The organism is Variovorax sp. ISS6 (assembly GCF_056523145.1).
This window is the reverse complement of record NZ_JAWRZC010000001.1, coordinates 6,007,728-6,022,346: the sequence shown is the minus strand read 5'-3', so window position 1 is coordinate 6,022,346 and position 14,619 is coordinate 6,007,728. Positions and strand designations below refer to the sequence as shown.

The 14,619-nt window shown below is 69.5% G+C and carries 15 protein-coding genes; 9 read left to right on the top strand and 6 right to left on the bottom strand.

Annotated features, from left to right (window positions below; all coding sequences use genetic code 11):
* Nucleotides 1-8: 8 nt before the first annotated feature.
* The 3 genes from AC1HIL_RS27730 to AC1HIL_RS27720 all read right to left on the bottom strand — a co-directional run bounded on the left by AC1HIL_RS27730 (nt 9) and on the right by AC1HIL_RS27720 (nt 1,390).
* A complete protein-coding gene (locus AC1HIL_RS27730; protein WP_057597766.1) occupies nt 9-410 on the bottom strand; it encodes a GFA family protein in 402 nt (133 codons plus the stop codon).
* 146 nt (nt 411-556) lie between these two features.
* Nucleotides 557-835: a DUF2277 domain-containing protein gene (locus tag AC1HIL_RS27725; protein WP_057597764.1), complete on the bottom strand. Its 279-nt coding sequence runs from the start codon at nt 833-835 to the stop codon at nt 557-559.
* 39 nt (nt 836-874) lie between these two features.
* Nucleotides 875-1,390: an N-acetyltransferase family protein gene (locus AC1HIL_RS27720; protein WP_479670523.1), complete on the bottom strand. Its 516-nt coding sequence runs from the start codon at nt 1,388-1,390 to the stop codon at nt 875-877.
* 656 nt (nt 1,391-2,046) lie between these two features.
* Here AC1HIL_RS27720 and AC1HIL_RS27715 point away from each other — a divergent pair.
* From AC1HIL_RS27715 to AC1HIL_RS27700, 4 genes are all read left to right on the top strand, one after another.
* Nucleotides 2,047-3,198, top strand: a complete 1,152-nt coding sequence (locus AC1HIL_RS27715; protein ID WP_479670522.1) for an IS481 family transposase — start codon at nt 2,047-2,049, stop codon at nt 3,196-3,198.
* A gap of 307 nt (nt 3,199-3,505) precedes the next feature.
* Nucleotides 3,506-4,522: a taurine ABC transporter substrate-binding protein gene (gene tauA / locus AC1HIL_RS27710; protein WP_057595009.1), complete on the top strand. Its 1,017-nt coding sequence runs from the start codon at nt 3,506-3,508 to the stop codon at nt 4,520-4,522.
* 26 nt (nt 4,523-4,548) lie between these two features.
* Nucleotides 4,549-5,337: a taurine ABC transporter ATP-binding protein gene (locus AC1HIL_RS27705; protein WP_057595008.1), complete on the top strand. Its 789-nt coding sequence runs from the start codon at nt 4,549-4,551 to the stop codon at nt 5,335-5,337.
* Entirely contained in the window at nt 5,330-6,211 is an 882-nt protein-coding gene (locus tag AC1HIL_RS27700) for an ABC transporter permease subunit (protein ID WP_057595007.1), read from the top strand. The genes AC1HIL_RS27705 and AC1HIL_RS27700 overlap by 8 nt, the downstream gene beginning before the upstream one ends.
* Here the strand turns inward: AC1HIL_RS27700 and AC1HIL_RS27695 are convergent.
* Nucleotides 6,129-7,154: a LysR family transcriptional regulator gene (locus AC1HIL_RS27695; RefSeq protein ID WP_057595006.1), complete on the bottom strand. Its 1,026-nt coding sequence runs from the start codon at nt 7,152-7,154 to the stop codon at nt 6,129-6,131. The two genes, AC1HIL_RS27700 and AC1HIL_RS27695, sit on opposite strands and share 83 nt — an antisense overlap.
* Nucleotides 7,155-7,336: 182 nt before the next feature.
* Between AC1HIL_RS27695 and AC1HIL_RS27690 the strand changes: the two genes are divergently transcribed.
* From AC1HIL_RS27690 to AC1HIL_RS27680, 3 genes are read left to right on the top strand one after another with little or no spacing between them, the layout of a single operon-like run.
* Nucleotides 7,337-8,380, top strand: a complete 1,044-nt coding sequence (locus tag AC1HIL_RS27690) for an SAM-dependent methyltransferase (protein ID WP_057595005.1) — start codon at nt 7,337-7,339, stop codon at nt 8,378-8,380.
* Nucleotides 8,381-8,390: 10 nt separating this feature from the next.
* Nucleotides 8,391-9,197 carry a DUF1295 domain-containing protein gene (locus AC1HIL_RS27685; protein ID WP_261217528.1) on the top strand — a complete coding sequence of 269 codons (807 nt, stop codon included), beginning with the start codon at nt 8,391-8,393 and terminating at the stop codon, nt 9,195-9,197.
* Nucleotides 9,194-9,856 carry a DUF6134 family protein gene (locus AC1HIL_RS27680; protein WP_479670521.1) on the top strand — a complete coding sequence of 221 codons (663 nt, stop codon included), beginning with the start codon at nt 9,194-9,196 and terminating at the stop codon, nt 9,854-9,856. Before AC1HIL_RS27685 ends, AC1HIL_RS27680 begins: the two co-directional genes overlap by 4 nt.
* Here the strand turns inward: AC1HIL_RS27680 and AC1HIL_RS27675 are convergent.
* Complete coding sequence (locus AC1HIL_RS27675; RefSeq protein ID WP_479670520.1) at nt 9,837-11,183, bottom strand: amidohydrolase; 1,347 nt, start codon at nt 11,181-11,183, stop codon at nt 9,837-9,839. The two genes, AC1HIL_RS27680 and AC1HIL_RS27675, sit on opposite strands and share 20 nt — an antisense overlap.
* 123 nt (nt 11,184-11,306) lie before the next feature.
* Here AC1HIL_RS27675 and AC1HIL_RS27670 point away from each other — a divergent pair, with 123 nt between their 5' ends.
* The gene (locus AC1HIL_RS27670; RefSeq protein WP_479670519.1) at nt 11,307-12,206 is read left to right on the top strand and encodes a LysR family transcriptional regulator; all 900 of its coding nucleotides are present in this window, start codon (nt 11,307-11,309) and stop codon (nt 12,204-12,206) included.
* Here the strand turns inward: AC1HIL_RS27670 and AC1HIL_RS27665 are convergent.
* Nucleotides 12,203-13,102, bottom strand: coding sequence for a LysR family transcriptional regulator (locus AC1HIL_RS27665; RefSeq protein ID WP_479670518.1), 900 nt, complete (start codon nt 13,100-13,102; stop codon nt 12,203-12,205). The two genes, AC1HIL_RS27670 and AC1HIL_RS27665, sit on opposite strands and share 4 nt — an antisense overlap.
* A gap of 182 nt (nt 13,103-13,284) precedes the next feature.
* Between AC1HIL_RS27665 and AC1HIL_RS27660 the strand changes: the two genes are divergently transcribed.
* On the top strand, nt 13,285-14,619 hold the full coding sequence (locus tag AC1HIL_RS27660) for an aspartate aminotransferase family protein (protein WP_479670517.1): 1,335 nt from the start codon (nt 13,285-13,287) through the stop codon (nt 14,617-14,619).

Below are 14,619 nucleotides of genomic sequence, written 5' to 3'. Positions count from 1 at the left end.
TCGTCGTCTCAGGGATCGATGGCCGTGCGCGCCACGTGCCAGGTGCCGCGGTGGCCGTCCACGTACTGCAGCGGCGAGTTGACGAGGTCGTCGAGGTCCACGTCGTCGAGGCAGGTCACGTTCACGCCGTAGGCATGGGCGCCGGTCTCGGGCGAATGCCCCACGCCGAAGGAGCGCACGCCGCAGAGCTTGCAGACGATGTAGTGGCTGTTGCGGGTGTCGAGCATCTGCTCGCTGAGCTCGGATTCGCCCTCGAGCAGGCGGAAGGCCCCGGGCTCGACGATGGCTGGCCAGAAGCGCGTGCGGGTGCAGATCGCGCAGTTGCAGCGCAGCGTGCCCAGGCTCAGGTCGATGTCGGCTTCGAAGCGCACGGCGCCGCAGTGGCAGCCTCCGATATAGGTCTTTCTCATTCGGTCGATGTCCGCGTCTTCTGGAATGTGTTTCGGCTTGCAAGGCACGATACCAAAGGCCTTTTGGACCTGCGCCGCGGCAGGCGCAAAAACCGTGCGCGGCAAAGGCCGAACGCGGCGGGCTCGGGCGCGTGCGCCGGTGGCGGTCAGGAAAGCTGCGTGCCGAAGCGCGCGGCCGAGCGGGCCCTGGCGCGCTCGGCCTCGATCTCGCGGTCCCGCGGCTCGGCCGTGGTCACCAGCGATTCGAGCAGCCGCGCGGCGCTGGCACTGACTTCCTCGACGGCGCGTTCGAACGCGGCCTCGTTGGCGCGCGAGGGGACGTTGAAGCCGCTGAGCTTGCGCACGAACTGCAGGGCCGCGGCGCGGATCTCCTGCTCGGTGGCGGGCGGCTCGAAGTTGTAGAGGGTCTTGATGCTCCTGCACATGGTGTCGTGTCTCCGGGCTCTTGTCGGGTACGGAGCAGTCTAGTGGGGCGCGGTGGCCTCGGTGGCGAGCAGGGCCATGGCGTGGACGTCGTGGTAGATGCCGTCGACGCGCATCGCCTGGCGTTGCAGGCCTTCGTGCTGGAAGCCGAAGCGTTCGTAGAGGGCCTTGGCGGGGAGGTTGTCGTCGCGCACCGTGAGTTCGATGCGGGTGAGGCCCCTGAGCCAGGCGGCTTCGATGGCGGTGCGCAGCAGCTGCGGACCGAGTCCGCGGCCGCGTGCCTGGGGGTGCATCGCGATGCCGAGGGTGCCTGCGTGGGCGCGGGTCTGGCCGAAGGTGGGGGCGATGTCGCACCAGCCTATGACCTGGTTGTTTTCTACGGCTACGAAGTGAGGGGAGTGGGTGGCGCGCAGGTGGCGGTAGAAGTCGGTGGTCGAGTCGTAGGGCGGGGCCTCGGTGAGGGCCAGGTACTTTTTTTCTCGGGCCACCGTGTCGAGGGTCTGGTGGAGGGAAGGGTAGTGATGCGCTTCTGCGGGGAGGATGACGGCTTGAGGCATGGTGTGGGGCAGTTTGCCAGCGGTCTTGGTTGTGTGACGGTGCTCTTCTTGTTGAGGTTGTCGGCCGGGACTCGCCCCGGCGGGCGACTCACTTTTCTTGTCTCGCCAAGAAAAGTAAGCAAAAGAAGGCGACCCCACTGTCTGCGACCCCTGCGCTGCGCTCCGGGGCAACCTGCGGTGCTCGCGTTTCGCGGGGTCTCGCAGAACTCGCTCCACTTCGTTCCGCTCAAACAGCTGCGAGCCCTTATCCGCGAACCGCTGCGCTCCTCGGCGCAGCCAGAGGGGGTGGGTCGGGCCATCGCTTCGCTCGGCCCAGGTGGAAGAAGACCCAGGGCCTTTGCACCCTCACCGCCCCACACAAGGACGCGCCCTGGCGCGTTGACCCTGATCCCCTCTGGCTGTGCCGAGGAGCGCAGGAGAAAGCGGGATAAGGGCCGCAGCTGTCTGAGCGCAACGAAGTGGAGCGAGTTCTGCGGCCCCCCGCTTTCTCCGAGCACCGCAGGTTGCCCGCAGCGAAGCGGAGGGACACAGACAGCGGGGTCGCCTTCTCTTTGGTTACTTTCTCTTGGCGAGATGTATGGACCGGGGACCTGGGTAACAGGTGTGCGCGGACATAGGAAACACTTTCTGGGTCGATACGCCCGAGGAAGTGCCCTATGCCCTGGCAGCCGAGAGACCTGATGGACACCAAGCGAGAGTTCGTGGAACTGGCCCTGCAAGACGGAGCCAATCGGCGTGAGCTGTGCCGGCGATTCGGCATCAGCCCCAAGACCGGCTATGCGCTGCTCAAGCGCTATGCGCAGCAGGGTATCGCCCAGGCATGTACCCCGCGCAGCACGCGGCCGCTGAACTCGCCCACGCGCAGCCCTCACGAACTCGAGCAGGCCGTCATCGAGCTGCGCCACGCACATCCCACCTGGGGCGGACGCAAGATCGCCCGCCGACTGGCCGACTTGGGCATGAGCGACGTTCCCGCCCCCAGCACCGTGACCAACATCCTGCATCGCCACGGGCTCATCACGCCCGAGGCCAGCCTGGCCAGCGAACACTGGCATCGCTTCGAGCACGAACACCCCAACGCCTTGTGGCAGATCGACTTCAAGGGCGACTTCGGCATGGCCACGGCTCGTTGCTATCCCCTGACCCTGCTGGACGACCATTCCCGCTTCAACCTGGCCCTGAAGGCCTGTGCGAGCGTGGGCATAGATAGCGTTCGACCCCACCTGGTGCAGGCCTTCAGCCGCTATGGGCTGCCGGTTCGCATCAACTCCGACAACGGTGCGCCTTGGGGCGCTCCGCGCCAGCCCGAGCACGGCCTGTCCGAGCTGAGCGTGTGGCTCATCAGGCTGGGCATCCGCGTCAGCCACAGCGCGCCGTACCACCCACAGACCAACGGCAAGATCGAGCGCTTCCATCGCTCGTTGAAGGCCGAGCTGCTCGCAGGACGCAGCTTCAGCGATCTGAACCAGGCCCAGGCAGCCTTCGAGCGCTGGCGCGGCATCTACAACCATGAGCGCCCGCACGATGCGCTGGGTCTGCTCACCCCGGCCAAGCGCTATACGGTCAGCCCAAGACCCTATCCGAAGCACTTGCCGCCCATCGAGTACGAGCGCGGCGACACGGTGGTCGCCGTCAAGCACAACGGGGAAGCCAACTTCCGAGGCCACAGGCTCAAGGTACCCAACTGCCTGCTCAAGCTGCCCATCGCGTTCCGGGCAGATCCCGCGCACGACGGGCGCTTCAACGTGCTGTTCTGCCACCACCCATTCATGCAGATCGACTTGAAATCGATCCCCACGAAGCCTTAACCTGACAACGTGTTTCCCATGTCCGCGCACACCTGTTACCCAGGTCCCCGGTCCATACAGCGAAGCAAAAGAAAGTGACTCGCCCGCCGGGGCGAGACCCGGCCAACAGCCTCACCAAAGAAAACAACCCAAAAACAAAAAGCGCACCTCCCCCGTGCCCCAAGGCACCAAACAAGGGTAAGTCCCAGTCCACTGGCACCTCCCCCCTCCCACCCCTGGCACTTTGCACCCCACCCCCAACCATGCACAGTACCCCTCGCCCCGAAGCCTCGGCCAGCGCCGCCCGCAACAGACAAGGAGAACCCGGATGAACACGCGTCGATCCCTGCACCGTGCAATCGCAGCCACAGCGCTGCTCATGCTGGCCACCACCGGCACCGCCTTCGCCCAGAAGGCCAAGGAGCTCACCTTCGCCCATCAGGACATGCTCGTCCCGCTGCGCCTGGTCATGGAGTCGGGCGAGGTCGAGAAGGCCACCGGCTACAAGATCAACTGGCGCATGTTCTCGGGCGGCGGCGACGTGATCCGCGCCATGGCCTCGGGCGACGTGCAGATGGGCGAGACCGGCTCCAGCCCGCTCACGGCCGCGGCCAGCCAGGGGCAGGACATCAAGCTGTTCTGGATCTCGGCCGACATCGCCGACGCCGAGGCGCTGGTGGCGCGCAATGCCTCGGGCATCGCGAGCCTCAAGGACCTCGCGGGCAAGAAGGTCGCCACGCCCTTCGTCTCCACCGCCCACTACCAGCTCATGGCCGCGATGAAGATGGACGGCGTGGACGCGAAGAAGGTCAACGTGATGAACATGCGCCCGCCCGAGATCGCGGCGGCCTGGGAGCGCGGCGACATCGACGCCACCTTCATCTGGGACCCGGTGCTCTCCAAGATCCGCTCCAGCGGCAAGGTGATCGCCACCTCGGGCAGCATCGGCAAGCGCGGCGCGCCGACCTTCGAGGGCATCGTGGTCAACGCCAAGTGGGCGGCCGAGAACGAGGCCTTCATGGTGGCGTTCGTGAAGGCGCTCAACCGTGCCAACGACGAGTACAAGGCCTCGGGCAAGAGCTGGACGCCCGACTCGCCGCAGACCAAGGCAATGGCCAAGTGGACCAAGGCCAATCCGCAGGACGTGGGCCCGGCGATGGCGCTCTACAGCTTCCCGACCCTGTCCGAGCAGCTCTCGCCGACCTGGCTCGGCGGCGGCGCGGCCAAGGCGATGGCCAACACGGCGGTGTTCCTCAAGGAACAGGGCCGGGTGCAGGAGGTCAAGCCCGACTACTCGGCCTACGTGACCACCACCTACGTCGAGAAGGCCCTGGCGGCCAAGTGAGCGCGGCCCGGTAAACAAAAAAGCCCATGCCCACGCTCGACATCCGCGACCTCACGGTCAACTACGCCGTCAAGGGCGGCACCCTGCAGGCGCTCGCGCCGGTCAACCTGCGCATGCACGACGGCGACTTCGTGGTCGCGCTCGGCGCCTCGGGCTGCGGCAAGACCACGCTCTTGAACTGCATCGCCGGCTTCCTGCCGCCGTCCACCGGCGAGATCCTGCTCGACGGCCAACCCGTGGCCGGCCCGGGCGCCGACCGCGGCGTGGTGTTCCAGAAGCATGCGCTGATGCCCTGGCTCAATGTGCGCGACAACGTGGCGCTGGGCTTGAGGCTCGCGGGCGTCGACCGCGCCACGCGCGACCGCGTGGCGGAAGAAAAACTCGCGCTGGTCGGGCTGCAGAAGTACGCCGACCGCGCGGTGTACGAGCTCTCGGGCGGCATGCAGCAGCGCGTGGGCATCGCGCGCGCGCTGGCCAGCGATCCGGCCGTGCTGCTGATGGACGAGCCGATGGGCGCGCTCGACGCCTTCACGCGCGAGCAGGTGCAGGAGATCCTGCTGCAGGCCTGGTCGACCTCGAACAAGATGGTGTTCTTCATCACCCACTCGGTGGAGGAGGCGCTGTTCCTCGCCACCCGGCTGATCGTGATGAGCCCGAGCCCGGGGCGCATCTCGCACGTCTACGACGAGGTGCCGTTCTCGCGCCAGTACCTCTCGCACGGCGATTCGCGCAAGGTGAAGTCCGAGCCCGAGTTCATCCGCATGCGCGAGGAAGTGCTCTCCATCATCCACCACCGCGAGGCCGCCCATGCCTGAGGCCAGCATCGCATCGCCGGTTCCCATGACGCCTCCCACCAAGCCCACCGCCGTCCCGCCGCCCGCGCCCGGCGCCAAGCTCAAGACCAGCGCCTTCAAGGTGCCGGGCGAGGGCTCGAGCTTCACGATCAGCGTGGTCACGGTGCTGACGCTGATCGCGCTGTGGTTCCTGGTCACCAACATGGGCTGGGTCAAGCCGCTGTTCCTGCCAACGCCGCAGGCGGTGTTCCAGCAGTTCTACGAATACCTGACCGGCCAGGCCAACGACAAGCCGCTGTGGCAGCACTTCCTCGCGAGCATGTTCCGCGTGTTCTCGGCCTTCCTGCTGGCCTGCGTCACGGCCATCCCCGTGGGCATCGCGATGGGCATGAGCCGCTTCTGGCGCGGCATCTTCGATCCGCCGCTGGAGTTCTACCGGCCGTTGCCGCCGCTGGCCTACCTGCCGCTGATCATCATCTGGTTCGGCATCGACGAGCTGCCCAAGGTGCTGCTGATCTTCCTGAGCTGCTTCGCGCCGCTGGCGCTGGCCGCGCGCTCGGGCATGCGCAGCGCCTCGCAGGAGCAGATCAACGCGGCCTACTCGATGGGCGCGAGCTACCTGCAGGTGATCCGCCACGTGATCCTGCCCTCGGCGCTGCCCGACATCCTGGTCGGCATGCGCATCGCGATCGGCTTCGGCTGGACCACGCTGGTGGCCGCCGAGATGGTGGCGGCCAACATGGGGCTGGGTCAGATGGTGCTCAACGCGTCGAACTTCCTGCGTACCGACATCGTGATCATGGGGATCGTGGTCATCGGGGTGGTGGCGTATCTGTTCGACCTGCTGATGCGCTGGCTCGAGCGGCGCCTGGTTCCCTGGAAAGGGCGCATGTAGCGGAAGGCGCGGCGGGCGGCGAGACCGGCACCGCCGGCGGCATCGGCGAGGGCAACCCGCCGTCGGGTCCCATCGACTGCTCGAGGAAGTCGAGCATCGCGCGCATCGCCGCGCTGTTGTGGCGCCGCTGCGAATAGGCGGCATAGAGCCAGTGGTCGTGCGGCATGTGCTCGCGCAGCACCGGCACCAGCGCGCCGCGCTCCAGGTGCGACTGGGCCAGCGGCTCGGGCACGTAGGCCACGCCCACGCTGCGCAGCGCCAGCTCGATCAGCGCGACCGCGTCGTTGGCCTCCATGCGGCTGTGCACCGGCACCTCGTAGGCCTCGCCTTCGGTCTCGAAGGGCAGGTGGGTGGTGGGGGCGGCCGAATAGCTGAGCACGTCGTGCCGGCTCAGGTCGGCCGGCACGCGCGGCATGCCGCGCAGCGCCCAGTAGGCCGGGGTGGCGCAGACCACCATGTCGAACTGCACCAGCCGCCGCACGATCAGGTTCATGTCGTCGATGCGCCCGCCGGTCAGGTGGATATCGATGCCCTCGCCGATCAGGTCGACCGCGCTGTTGGTGAAGACCAGGCTGACGTAGACGTCGGGGTAGCGCTTGATGAATTCGGCGATCACGTCCGAGAGCCAGCCGGCGATCAGCCCGTGCGGCGCGCTCATGCGCAGCCGGCCGCGCGGGTGGGCGCCGTGGGCCTGCAGGTCGTTGAGGGTGTTCTCGGCCATGTCGACCAGCTGGGTGCTGCGCTCGAGCAGCACCTCGCCGGCGTCGGTCAGGCTCAGCGAGCGGGTGGAGCGGTTGAGCAGCCGCACGCCGCTGCGCTCCTCCAGTTCGGCCACGTAGCGGCTGACGGTGGCCTTCGACATGCCCAGCGACAGGGCCGCGCGCGAGAAGCTGCGCCGGAACGCGACTTCGCGAAATGTCTTGATGAGATCGAGTCCGTCCATGAGAGTGGGCGCATTGTTCCAGTTCGGCCAGAGGCCCGCGCCGGCGCAGGGGCATGGCGCAACTTTGGTTTGCGCCCGCCGGATGCATCCGGTTGCATCCGGATCGCCGCCGGCTGCGTACAGGGGGTGATCGGTCCCGGACGGCGGGGCCCGCCAACACGCACGAGAAGGAAGAAGAAGCCATGCCGCAGGACATCGCGTTCGCCATCCGCTGGGTCGAGAAGGGCCTGGTGCCCGATACCGTGGTGCGCCGCGGCATCCGGCGCCTGCTCAAGGACCGGCTGTCGGAGTTGTATGCCGGCAACACCCCGGCCGTGGCCGAGCTGACCCAGGATTTCGTTGGCCGCATGCGCTCGGCCAGCCTGGCGCCGCTGCCCGAGAAGGCCAACGCCCAGCACTACGAGGTGCCGGCCGCCTTCTTCGGCCAGGTGCTCGGCAACCACCGCAAGTACAGCAGCTGCTACTGGCCCGAGGGCACGCGCACGCTCGAGGAGGCCGAATCGGCCGCGCTGGCGAGCACCTGCGAGCGCGCCGGGCTGGACAACGGGCAGGACATCCTCGAGCTGGGCTGCGGCTGGGGCTCGCTCACGCTGTGGATGGCCGCGCACTACCCGGGCAGCCGGATCACGGCGCTGTCGAACTCGGCCTCGCAGCGCGAATACATCGAGGCCGAGGCCGCGCGGCGCGGGCTGGCCAATGTGCGGGTGCTCACGCGCGACATCAACGTGTTCGACACCGAGGAGCGCTTCGACCGCGTGGTCTCGGTCGAGATGTTCGAGCACCTGCGCAACTGGCCGCAGGCCTTCGCCAACGTGGCGCGCTGGCTGCGGCCCGGCGGGCGCTTCTTCATGCACGTGTTCGTGCACCGCGAGGCGCCCTATCCCTTCGAGGTGCGCGACGCCAGCGACTGGATGAGCGAGCACTTCTTCTCGGGCGGCATGATGCCCAGCGACGACCTCGCGCTGCACTGCCAGGACGATTTGCGGCTGCTGCGCCGCTGGCGCTGGGAAGGCCGCCACTACCAGCGCACCGCCGAGGCCTGGCTGCGCAACATGGACCAGCGCCGCGAGGCGCTGCGCCCGCTGTTCCAGGCCACCTACGGCGACCAGGCCAACGTCTGGTGGACGCGCTGGCGCCTGTTCTTCATGTCGGTGGCCGAGCTGTTCGGCTACGAGCACGGGCAGCGCTGGTGGGTCAGCCACTACCTGTTCGAGCGGCGCGCCTGAAGCCGGACCGATGAGATTCAGCGCCCCGGAAGCCGCCTTCGCCGGCCTCGCCTTCACCGCCGCGGTCGCGCTGGTGGTCTGGCTCGAGAGCCTGGCGCGGCGCGACGCAAGCCTGATCGACCGCTTCTGGCCGGTGCTGATCGCGGGCGCGGGCCTGGTCTACCTGGTGCTGCTGCCGAACGCGCCGCTGCACGAGCCGCGCGGCCTGGCCATGGCCGTGCTCGCGCTGCTGTGGGGGCTGCGGCTGGCGCTCTATGTGGCCGCGCGCAACTGGGGCCACGGCGAGGACCGGCGCTACCAGGCGATCCGCGCGCGCAACCAGCCGGGCTTCGGCCTCAAGAGCCTGTACCTGGTGTTCGGGCTGCAGGCGGTGCTGGCCTGGATCGTCTCGGCGCCGCTGTTCGTCGGCATGGCGGGCGCGCGGCCGCTGGGCTGGCTCGACATCGCGGGCGGCGCGCTGGCGGCCTTCGGCATCGGCTTCGAGGCCATCGCCGATGCCCAGATGTCGCGCTTCAAGGCCGACCCCTCGCAGCGCGGCCAGGTGATGGACCGCGGCCTGTGGCGCTACAGCCGCCATCCCAACTACTTCGGCGAGGCCTGCGTCTGGTGGGGACTGTGGCTGATGGCGCTGGGCGCGGCCGGCCTCGGCGGCGCCTGGAGCGTGGTCTCGCCGCTGCTCATGACCTGGCTGCTGCTGCGCGTGTCGGGCGTGCGCCTGCTCGAGGCCGACATCGGCCACCGGCGGCCGGCCTACCGCGACTACATCGCGCGCACCAACGCCTTCGTGCCGGGGCCGGTGCGCCGGCCGCCGAAATGAGGGTGCGCCATGCCGGCCTGGCGCTGCTGTGCGTGCTGGCCTTCGCGGCGGGCGCGCAGCCGGTGGCCTCGCCCGCCACGGGCGAATGGAACTTCCGCGTGCTGCTCGACGACGCGCCGATCGGCGAGCACCGCTTCGTGCTCACGGCCGCGGGCGACGAGCGCCGGCTGAGCAGCGAGGCCGCGTTCGCGGTCAAGCTGCTGGGCGTCACGGTCTACCGCTACCGGCATTCGGCGGTCGAGCACTGGCGCGGCGACTGCCTGCGCCGGCTCGATGCCGACACCAACGACGGCGGCGACCGCTCCGAGGTGCGCGCCGAGCGCGAGGCGGAGGGCGACGGCCCCGCGCTGGTGGTCGTCACGCCGCGCGGGCGCAGCGCGCTGCCGGGCTGCGTGATGAGCTTCGCCTACTGGAACCCCGCGATGCGCGCGCAGCAGCAGCTGCTCAATGCGCAGACCGGCAAGCTCGAGCCGGTGCGCATCGCCGCGCTCGACGAGGGCCGCGTCGAGGTGCGTGGCCGCGGCGTGGCGGCCCGGCGCTGGCGCGTCAGCGGGCCCGAGCAGCCGATCGACCTCTGGTATGCCGTGGCCGACGGCGAATGGCTGGGCCTCGATGCCCAGGTGCGTGGCGGCAAGAAGCTCAGCTACCGGTTGAAGTAGGCTTCGCGGCCAGCGCGCTCAACACCGCCGCCGTCATCGCCTGCACGCCCGTCGTGATCGAGGGCTCGGGCACCGGCGCGAAGAACGGCGAGTGGTTGAAGGGCAGGGGCTTGCCGCCTTCCTTCTGCGAGTTGGCGACCTCCTTCGGATCGTTCACGCCGATGAAGAAGAAGAAGGTGGGCACGCCCTCCACCGCGAAGTCCGAGAAGTCCTCGCTGGCGGTGATCGGCGGCACCTGCACCACCTTCGCGTCGCCGAGCTGCGCCTTGAGCGCGGCCACGGTGCGCTGCGCGAGCGCCTGGTCGTTGATCACCGCGGCGTTGCCGCGCGCCGGGTCGAGGCCGATGGCCGGCTCGGGCGCGCCCGCCATCGCGGCCGAGGCCAGCGCGGTGCGGCGCACGCCGTCGATCAGCTGCTTGCGCACCTGAGGCTTGTAGCTGCGGATGGTGCCGCGCAGCAGCGCCGAGTCGGGAATGATGTTGCCGGCGGTGCCGGCCTGGATCGCGCCGACCGTCACCACGCCGAACTCGGCCGGGTCCTTCTCGCGGCTCACCACGGTCTGCACGTCGGTCACGAAATGGGCCGCCTGCACGATCGGGTCGATCGCATGGTGCGGCGCCGAGCCGTGGCCGCCGCGGCCCTTGAAGTCGATCTCGAAGCCGTCGGAGGCCGAGGTGATCGGCCCCGCGCGGTAGCCGACGTAGCCGTACGACGAGGGCGAGGTGTGCAGCGCGAAGGCGGCGTCGGGCTTGGGGAAGCGCTTGTAGAGCCCGTCGGCCAGCATGCCCTTGGCGCCGCCGCTGGCCTCCTCGGCCGGCTGCGCGACGAACACCAGCGTGCCCTGCCACTGGTCCTTGAGCGCGAGCAGCGTGCGCGCGGTGCCGACCCAGCTCGCCATGTGCACGTCGTGGCCGCAGCTGTGGGCGACGAAGGTCTCGCGGCCCTGCCAGGTGGCCTTGGCCTGGCTCGCGTAGGGCAGGCCGGTCTTCTCCTGCATCGGCAGCGCGTCGAGCTCGGTGCGCACCAGCACCGTGGGGCCGGCGCCGTTGCGCAAGACCGCGACCACGCCGGTGCGGCCCACGTGCTCGGTCACCTCGAAGCCGAGGGCGCGCATCTGCTCGGCCAGCTTGCCGGCCGTGCGCACCTCCTGGAAACCGAGTTCGGGATGAGCGTGGATGTCCTTGTAGAGCGTGTCGAGCTGCGGATAGGCCTCGCGCGCGAGCGACTCGATGCGCTGGGCGTTGGGGGCGGCGCCTTGCGCCATGGCGGCGGGCACGGCGGCGCAGGCGAGGCAGGCGGCGAGGGAAAGCTGGCGAAGTGAATGCATGAAGGGACCTGTCTCCTGGGTGAGGTGTGTTTGCTTGTTCTGGAAAGGGACCGGCCGCGAATCTAGGCAATGGCTTGCCAGGCGTCCAATGCATTGTTCTATCCACAGCCATAATTCCAATGCATGAACAGGCCCCTCCATGCCATGACCTTCGTGCAGTTGCGCCACTTCCTGTCGGTGGCCGAAACGGGCTCCTTCACGCGCTCGGCCAAGGCGCTGTCGATCACGCAGCCCGCGCTGAGCCGCAGCATCCATGCGCTCGAGGAGGTGCTCGGCCGCGCGCTGTTCGACCGCGTGGGCCGGCGCAGCGAGCTCTCGCATTTCGGGCGCGAGATGCTCGAGCGCGCGCGCCACCTGGTCGGCGATGCGCAGGAACTGGTGGCCAGCGCGCGCGGCGGCGGTGGTGCCCACCTGCGCGTGGGGCTCGGCGCCGGGCCCGGCGCATTGCTGGCCACGCCGCTCTTGCAGCGCATGGCCTACCGTGGCGCGCCGGTGCGCATCGACATCCTGCGCGGCGACACCGACCGGCTGGTGCAGGCGTTGCGCCAGCGCGCGCTCGATGCGGTGGTGGTGGAGTTCCGCACCGTCACGCCGAGCATCGACCTGCGCGTCGAGCCGCTGGTGGAGATGGGCGGCGCCTTCATGTGCCGGCGCGGCCATCCGCTCGCGCGCAAGCGCGGGCCGATGACGTTCCAGAGCCTCAAGGACTATCCGCTCGCCTCCACCGGGCTCGGCCGCGACGTGGTGCGCGCGATGGTCGATGCCTACGGCCCCGAGGCGCATCCCGACCAGTGCGTGACCCTGCGCTGCTCGGAGCTGTCGAACCTGGTCGAGCTCGCGCGCGACAGCGACGCGATCCTGCTCGCGGTGCGCGCGGTGGCGCCCGACCTCGTCGCACTGCCGGTGCACCCGCCGCTGGGCCGCGCGCGCTTCGGCCTCGTGACCCTGGCCGGCCGCAGCGAGGCGCCGGCCTTGCCGCTGTTGCGCGAGGTGATCGCCGAGCGCATGCCGGCCGAGTCCTAGGCGGGCAGCGCGTCGGCGCCGATGCGCTCCCACAGCCGCGCGACCGCCGGTCGCGCATTGAGCCGCGCGCGCCAGGCCACGATCGCGACCTCCACGTCCCAGGCGCCGTCGCCCACCGGCACCAGCTCGCCGAGCCGGTCCGCGACGAAGGAGCTGTCGGGCAACCAGGCCATGCCCATGCCCTGCTGCGCGAGGTCGCCGAGCACGTCGGTCATCTCTGATTCGAAAGCCCGGTAGCCGGTCAGCGGTTGCGCCGACTGCTCGATCGCGGTCGCGACCACGCGCGCGAAGTAGCCGCTGGGCGAGTACATCAACAGCGGCAGCGGATGGGTCGCGCTGCCCGGCAGCGCGAAGCGTTCCGAGGCGGCGAGCGCGCGCGACACGTAGGGCCGCACGCGCTCGAGGCCGAGCTCGCGACGCTCGAAGCGCGCCGCATCGAGCTGCAGCGGATGCGCCGCCTGGTGGAAGCCGATCAGCACGTCGGCCGAGCCCGCGCTGAAGGCCGTCAGCGTGTCGTGCACGTTGCCGACCTCGAGGCTGCAACTGAGGTCGCCCGCGCCCGACCAGCGCGCCCACCAGCCCGGCAGCCGCGTGCTGGCCAGCGCATAGGTCGAGGCGATGCGCACGTGGTTGCGCGCGGGCGCGTCGCCGATCTCGGCGCGCGCATCGGCGATCTGGTCGAGCAGGCCCGCGGCCACCTTGCGGAAGCGCTCGCCCGCGGGCGTGAGCCGCGTGGGATAGGCCGCGCGATCGATCAGCTTGGCGCCCAGCCATTGCTCGAGCGCCTGGATGCGGCGGCTGAACGCGGCCTGCGAGACGTTGCGCATCTCGGCCGCGCGCGTGAAGTTCTGCACCTCGGCCAAGGTGACGAAATCCTGAAACCAGCGTGTGTCCATCGCGCCCTCTGCTCTCTGTTCCTTTGCGTGCGGCGCATTCTGCAAGCCGCGTGCCCATCGGTTGCGTGCATGGGCGATGCGTGCGGCGCATCGCGCCCGGATGCAAACTCGACATTGGACCGCGTGCGCGGGCCTCGCGACCATTGGCGAATCCACTCACCACTTCAGCAAAGGATTCGGACATGAGCGAACAACTGCGCGCGGCCGCCAAGGAATACATGGTGCGCTACGGCGGCGACACCTTCCCCAACCTGTTCCGCAGCGCCCGCGGCGCGGTGGTGGTCGACGACACGGGCCGCGAGATCCTCGACTTCACCTCGGGCCAGATGTGCGCCACCATCGGCCACAACCATCCGGCCATCGTGCGCGCGGTGCACGAAGCCGGCGAGAAGGCCTTCCACCTGTTCAGCGGCATGATCCCCGAGGTGGTGGCCGAGCTGGCGCAGAAGATGGCCACCGACTGGATGCCCGCGCCGCTCACCAAGTCGCTGTTCGTGAACACCGGTTCCGAGAGCAACGAGGTCGCGCTGCGCATGGCGAAGATGTACACCGGCGGCTTCGAGATCCTGGCCGTCGGCGGCTCCTGGCACGGCGTGACCGGCGGCACCAGCGCGGTGTCGTTCGCGAGCGACCGCAAGGGCTACGGCGTGCACGTGCCCGGCGTCTACCTGATGCCCGAGCCCAACGCCTACCGGCCCTACATCCGCGGCATGTCGGGCGAGGAATCGGCGCTGGCCTGCCTCGAGCTCGGCCTCAAGATGTACGACATGGCCTCGACCGGCCGGCGCGCCGCGATCATCATCGAGCCGATCATCAGCGCGGGCGGCGTGCTGGTGCCGCCCCGGTCGTACATGCAGGCGCTGCGCCGCGCCGCCGACGAGCGCGGCATGCTCTTGATCTTCGACGAGGCCCAGACCGCGTTCGGCCGCATCGGCCATCGCACGGCCTCCGACTTCTACGGCGTGGTGCCCGACATCATGTCGGTGTCGAAGACCATGGGCGGCGGCCTGCCGCTGGCCGCCGTGGCGACCAGCCCGCGCATCGAGCAGGACGTGCACGAGAAGGGCTTCACCTTCTACACCAGCCATGTTTCCGACCCGCTGCCCGCCACCGTCGGCCTGGCGGTGCTCGACACCATCCGCAGCGAAGGCCTGATCGAGCGCGCGCGCACCACCGGCGCCTACCTGCGCGGGCAACTGCTCGAGCTGCAGCGGCGCTACGAGGCGATCGGCGACGTGCGCGGCGAGGGCCTGCTGCTCGGCGTGGAGCTGGTGCAGGACCGCGAGTCGCGGCTGCCCCATCACGAGCTCGGCGCGCGCACCACGAAGAAGTGCTTCGAGCTCGGCCTGAGCATGAACATCCGGCGCCGGCCCGAGCGCGGCTCGGTGTGGCGCATCGCGCCGCCGCTCAACGTGGCGCACGAGCAGATCGACCGCGCCATCGAGATCCTCGACCGCGCGCTGCGCGAGAGCCTGGACGAGATCGCCCATCCCGCGCCGGTGGCGCTCGCGGCCTGA

What these genes read in the sequence shown, in the direction of transcription:
- AC1HIL_RS27685 (WP_261217528.1), top strand. Translation starts at nt 8,391, where the DNA reads ATGAGATTCAGCGCCCCGGAAGCCGCCTTCGCCGGCCTCGCCTTCACC.
- AC1HIL_RS27695 (WP_057595006.1), bottom strand. Translation starts at nt 7,154, where the DNA reads ATGGACGGACTCGATCTCATCAAGACATTTCGCGAAGTCGCGTTCCGG.
- AC1HIL_RS27680 (WP_479670521.1), top strand. Translation starts at nt 9,194, where the DNA reads ATGAGGGTGCGCCATGCCGGCCTGGCGCTGCTGTGCGTGCTGGCCTTC.
- AC1HIL_RS27715 (WP_479670522.1), top strand. Translation starts at nt 2,047, where the DNA reads ATGCCCTGGCAGCCGAGAGACCTGATGGACACCAAGCGAGAGTTCGTG.
- tauA (WP_057595009.1), top strand. Translation starts at nt 3,506, where the DNA reads ATGAACACGCGTCGATCCCTGCACCGTGCAATCGCAGCCACAGCGCTG.
- AC1HIL_RS27725 (WP_057597764.1), bottom strand. Translation starts at nt 835, where the DNA reads ATGTGCAGGAGCATCAAGACCCTCTACAACTTCGAGCCGCCCGCCACC.
- AC1HIL_RS27720 (WP_479670523.1), bottom strand. Translation starts at nt 1,390, where the DNA reads ATGCCTCAAGCCGTCATCCTCCCCGCAGAAGCGCATCACTACCCTTCC.
- AC1HIL_RS27675 (WP_479670520.1), bottom strand. Translation starts at nt 11,183, where the DNA reads ATGCATTCACTTCGCCAGCTTTCCCTCGCCGCCTGCCTCGCCTGCGCC.
- AC1HIL_RS27690 (WP_057595005.1), top strand. Translation starts at nt 7,337, where the DNA reads ATGCCGCAGGACATCGCGTTCGCCATCCGCTGGGTCGAGAAGGGCCTG.
- AC1HIL_RS27730 (WP_057597766.1), bottom strand. Translation starts at nt 410, where the DNA reads ATGAGAAAGACCTATATCGGAGGCTGCCACTGCGGCGCCGTGCGCTTC.
- AC1HIL_RS27670 (WP_479670519.1), top strand. Translation starts at nt 11,307, where the DNA reads ATGAACAGGCCCCTCCATGCCATGACCTTCGTGCAGTTGCGCCACTTC.
- AC1HIL_RS27660 (WP_479670517.1), top strand. Translation starts at nt 13,285, where the DNA reads ATGAGCGAACAACTGCGCGCGGCCGCCAAGGAATACATGGTGCGCTAC.
- AC1HIL_RS27665 (WP_479670518.1), bottom strand. Translation starts at nt 13,102, where the DNA reads ATGGACACACGCTGGTTTCAGGATTTCGTCACCTTGGCCGAGGTGCAG.
- AC1HIL_RS27700 (WP_057595007.1), top strand. Translation starts at nt 5,330, where the DNA reads ATGCCTGAGGCCAGCATCGCATCGCCGGTTCCCATGACGCCTCCCACC.
- AC1HIL_RS27705 (WP_057595008.1), top strand. Translation starts at nt 4,549, where the DNA reads ATGCCCACGCTCGACATCCGCGACCTCACGGTCAACTACGCCGTCAAG.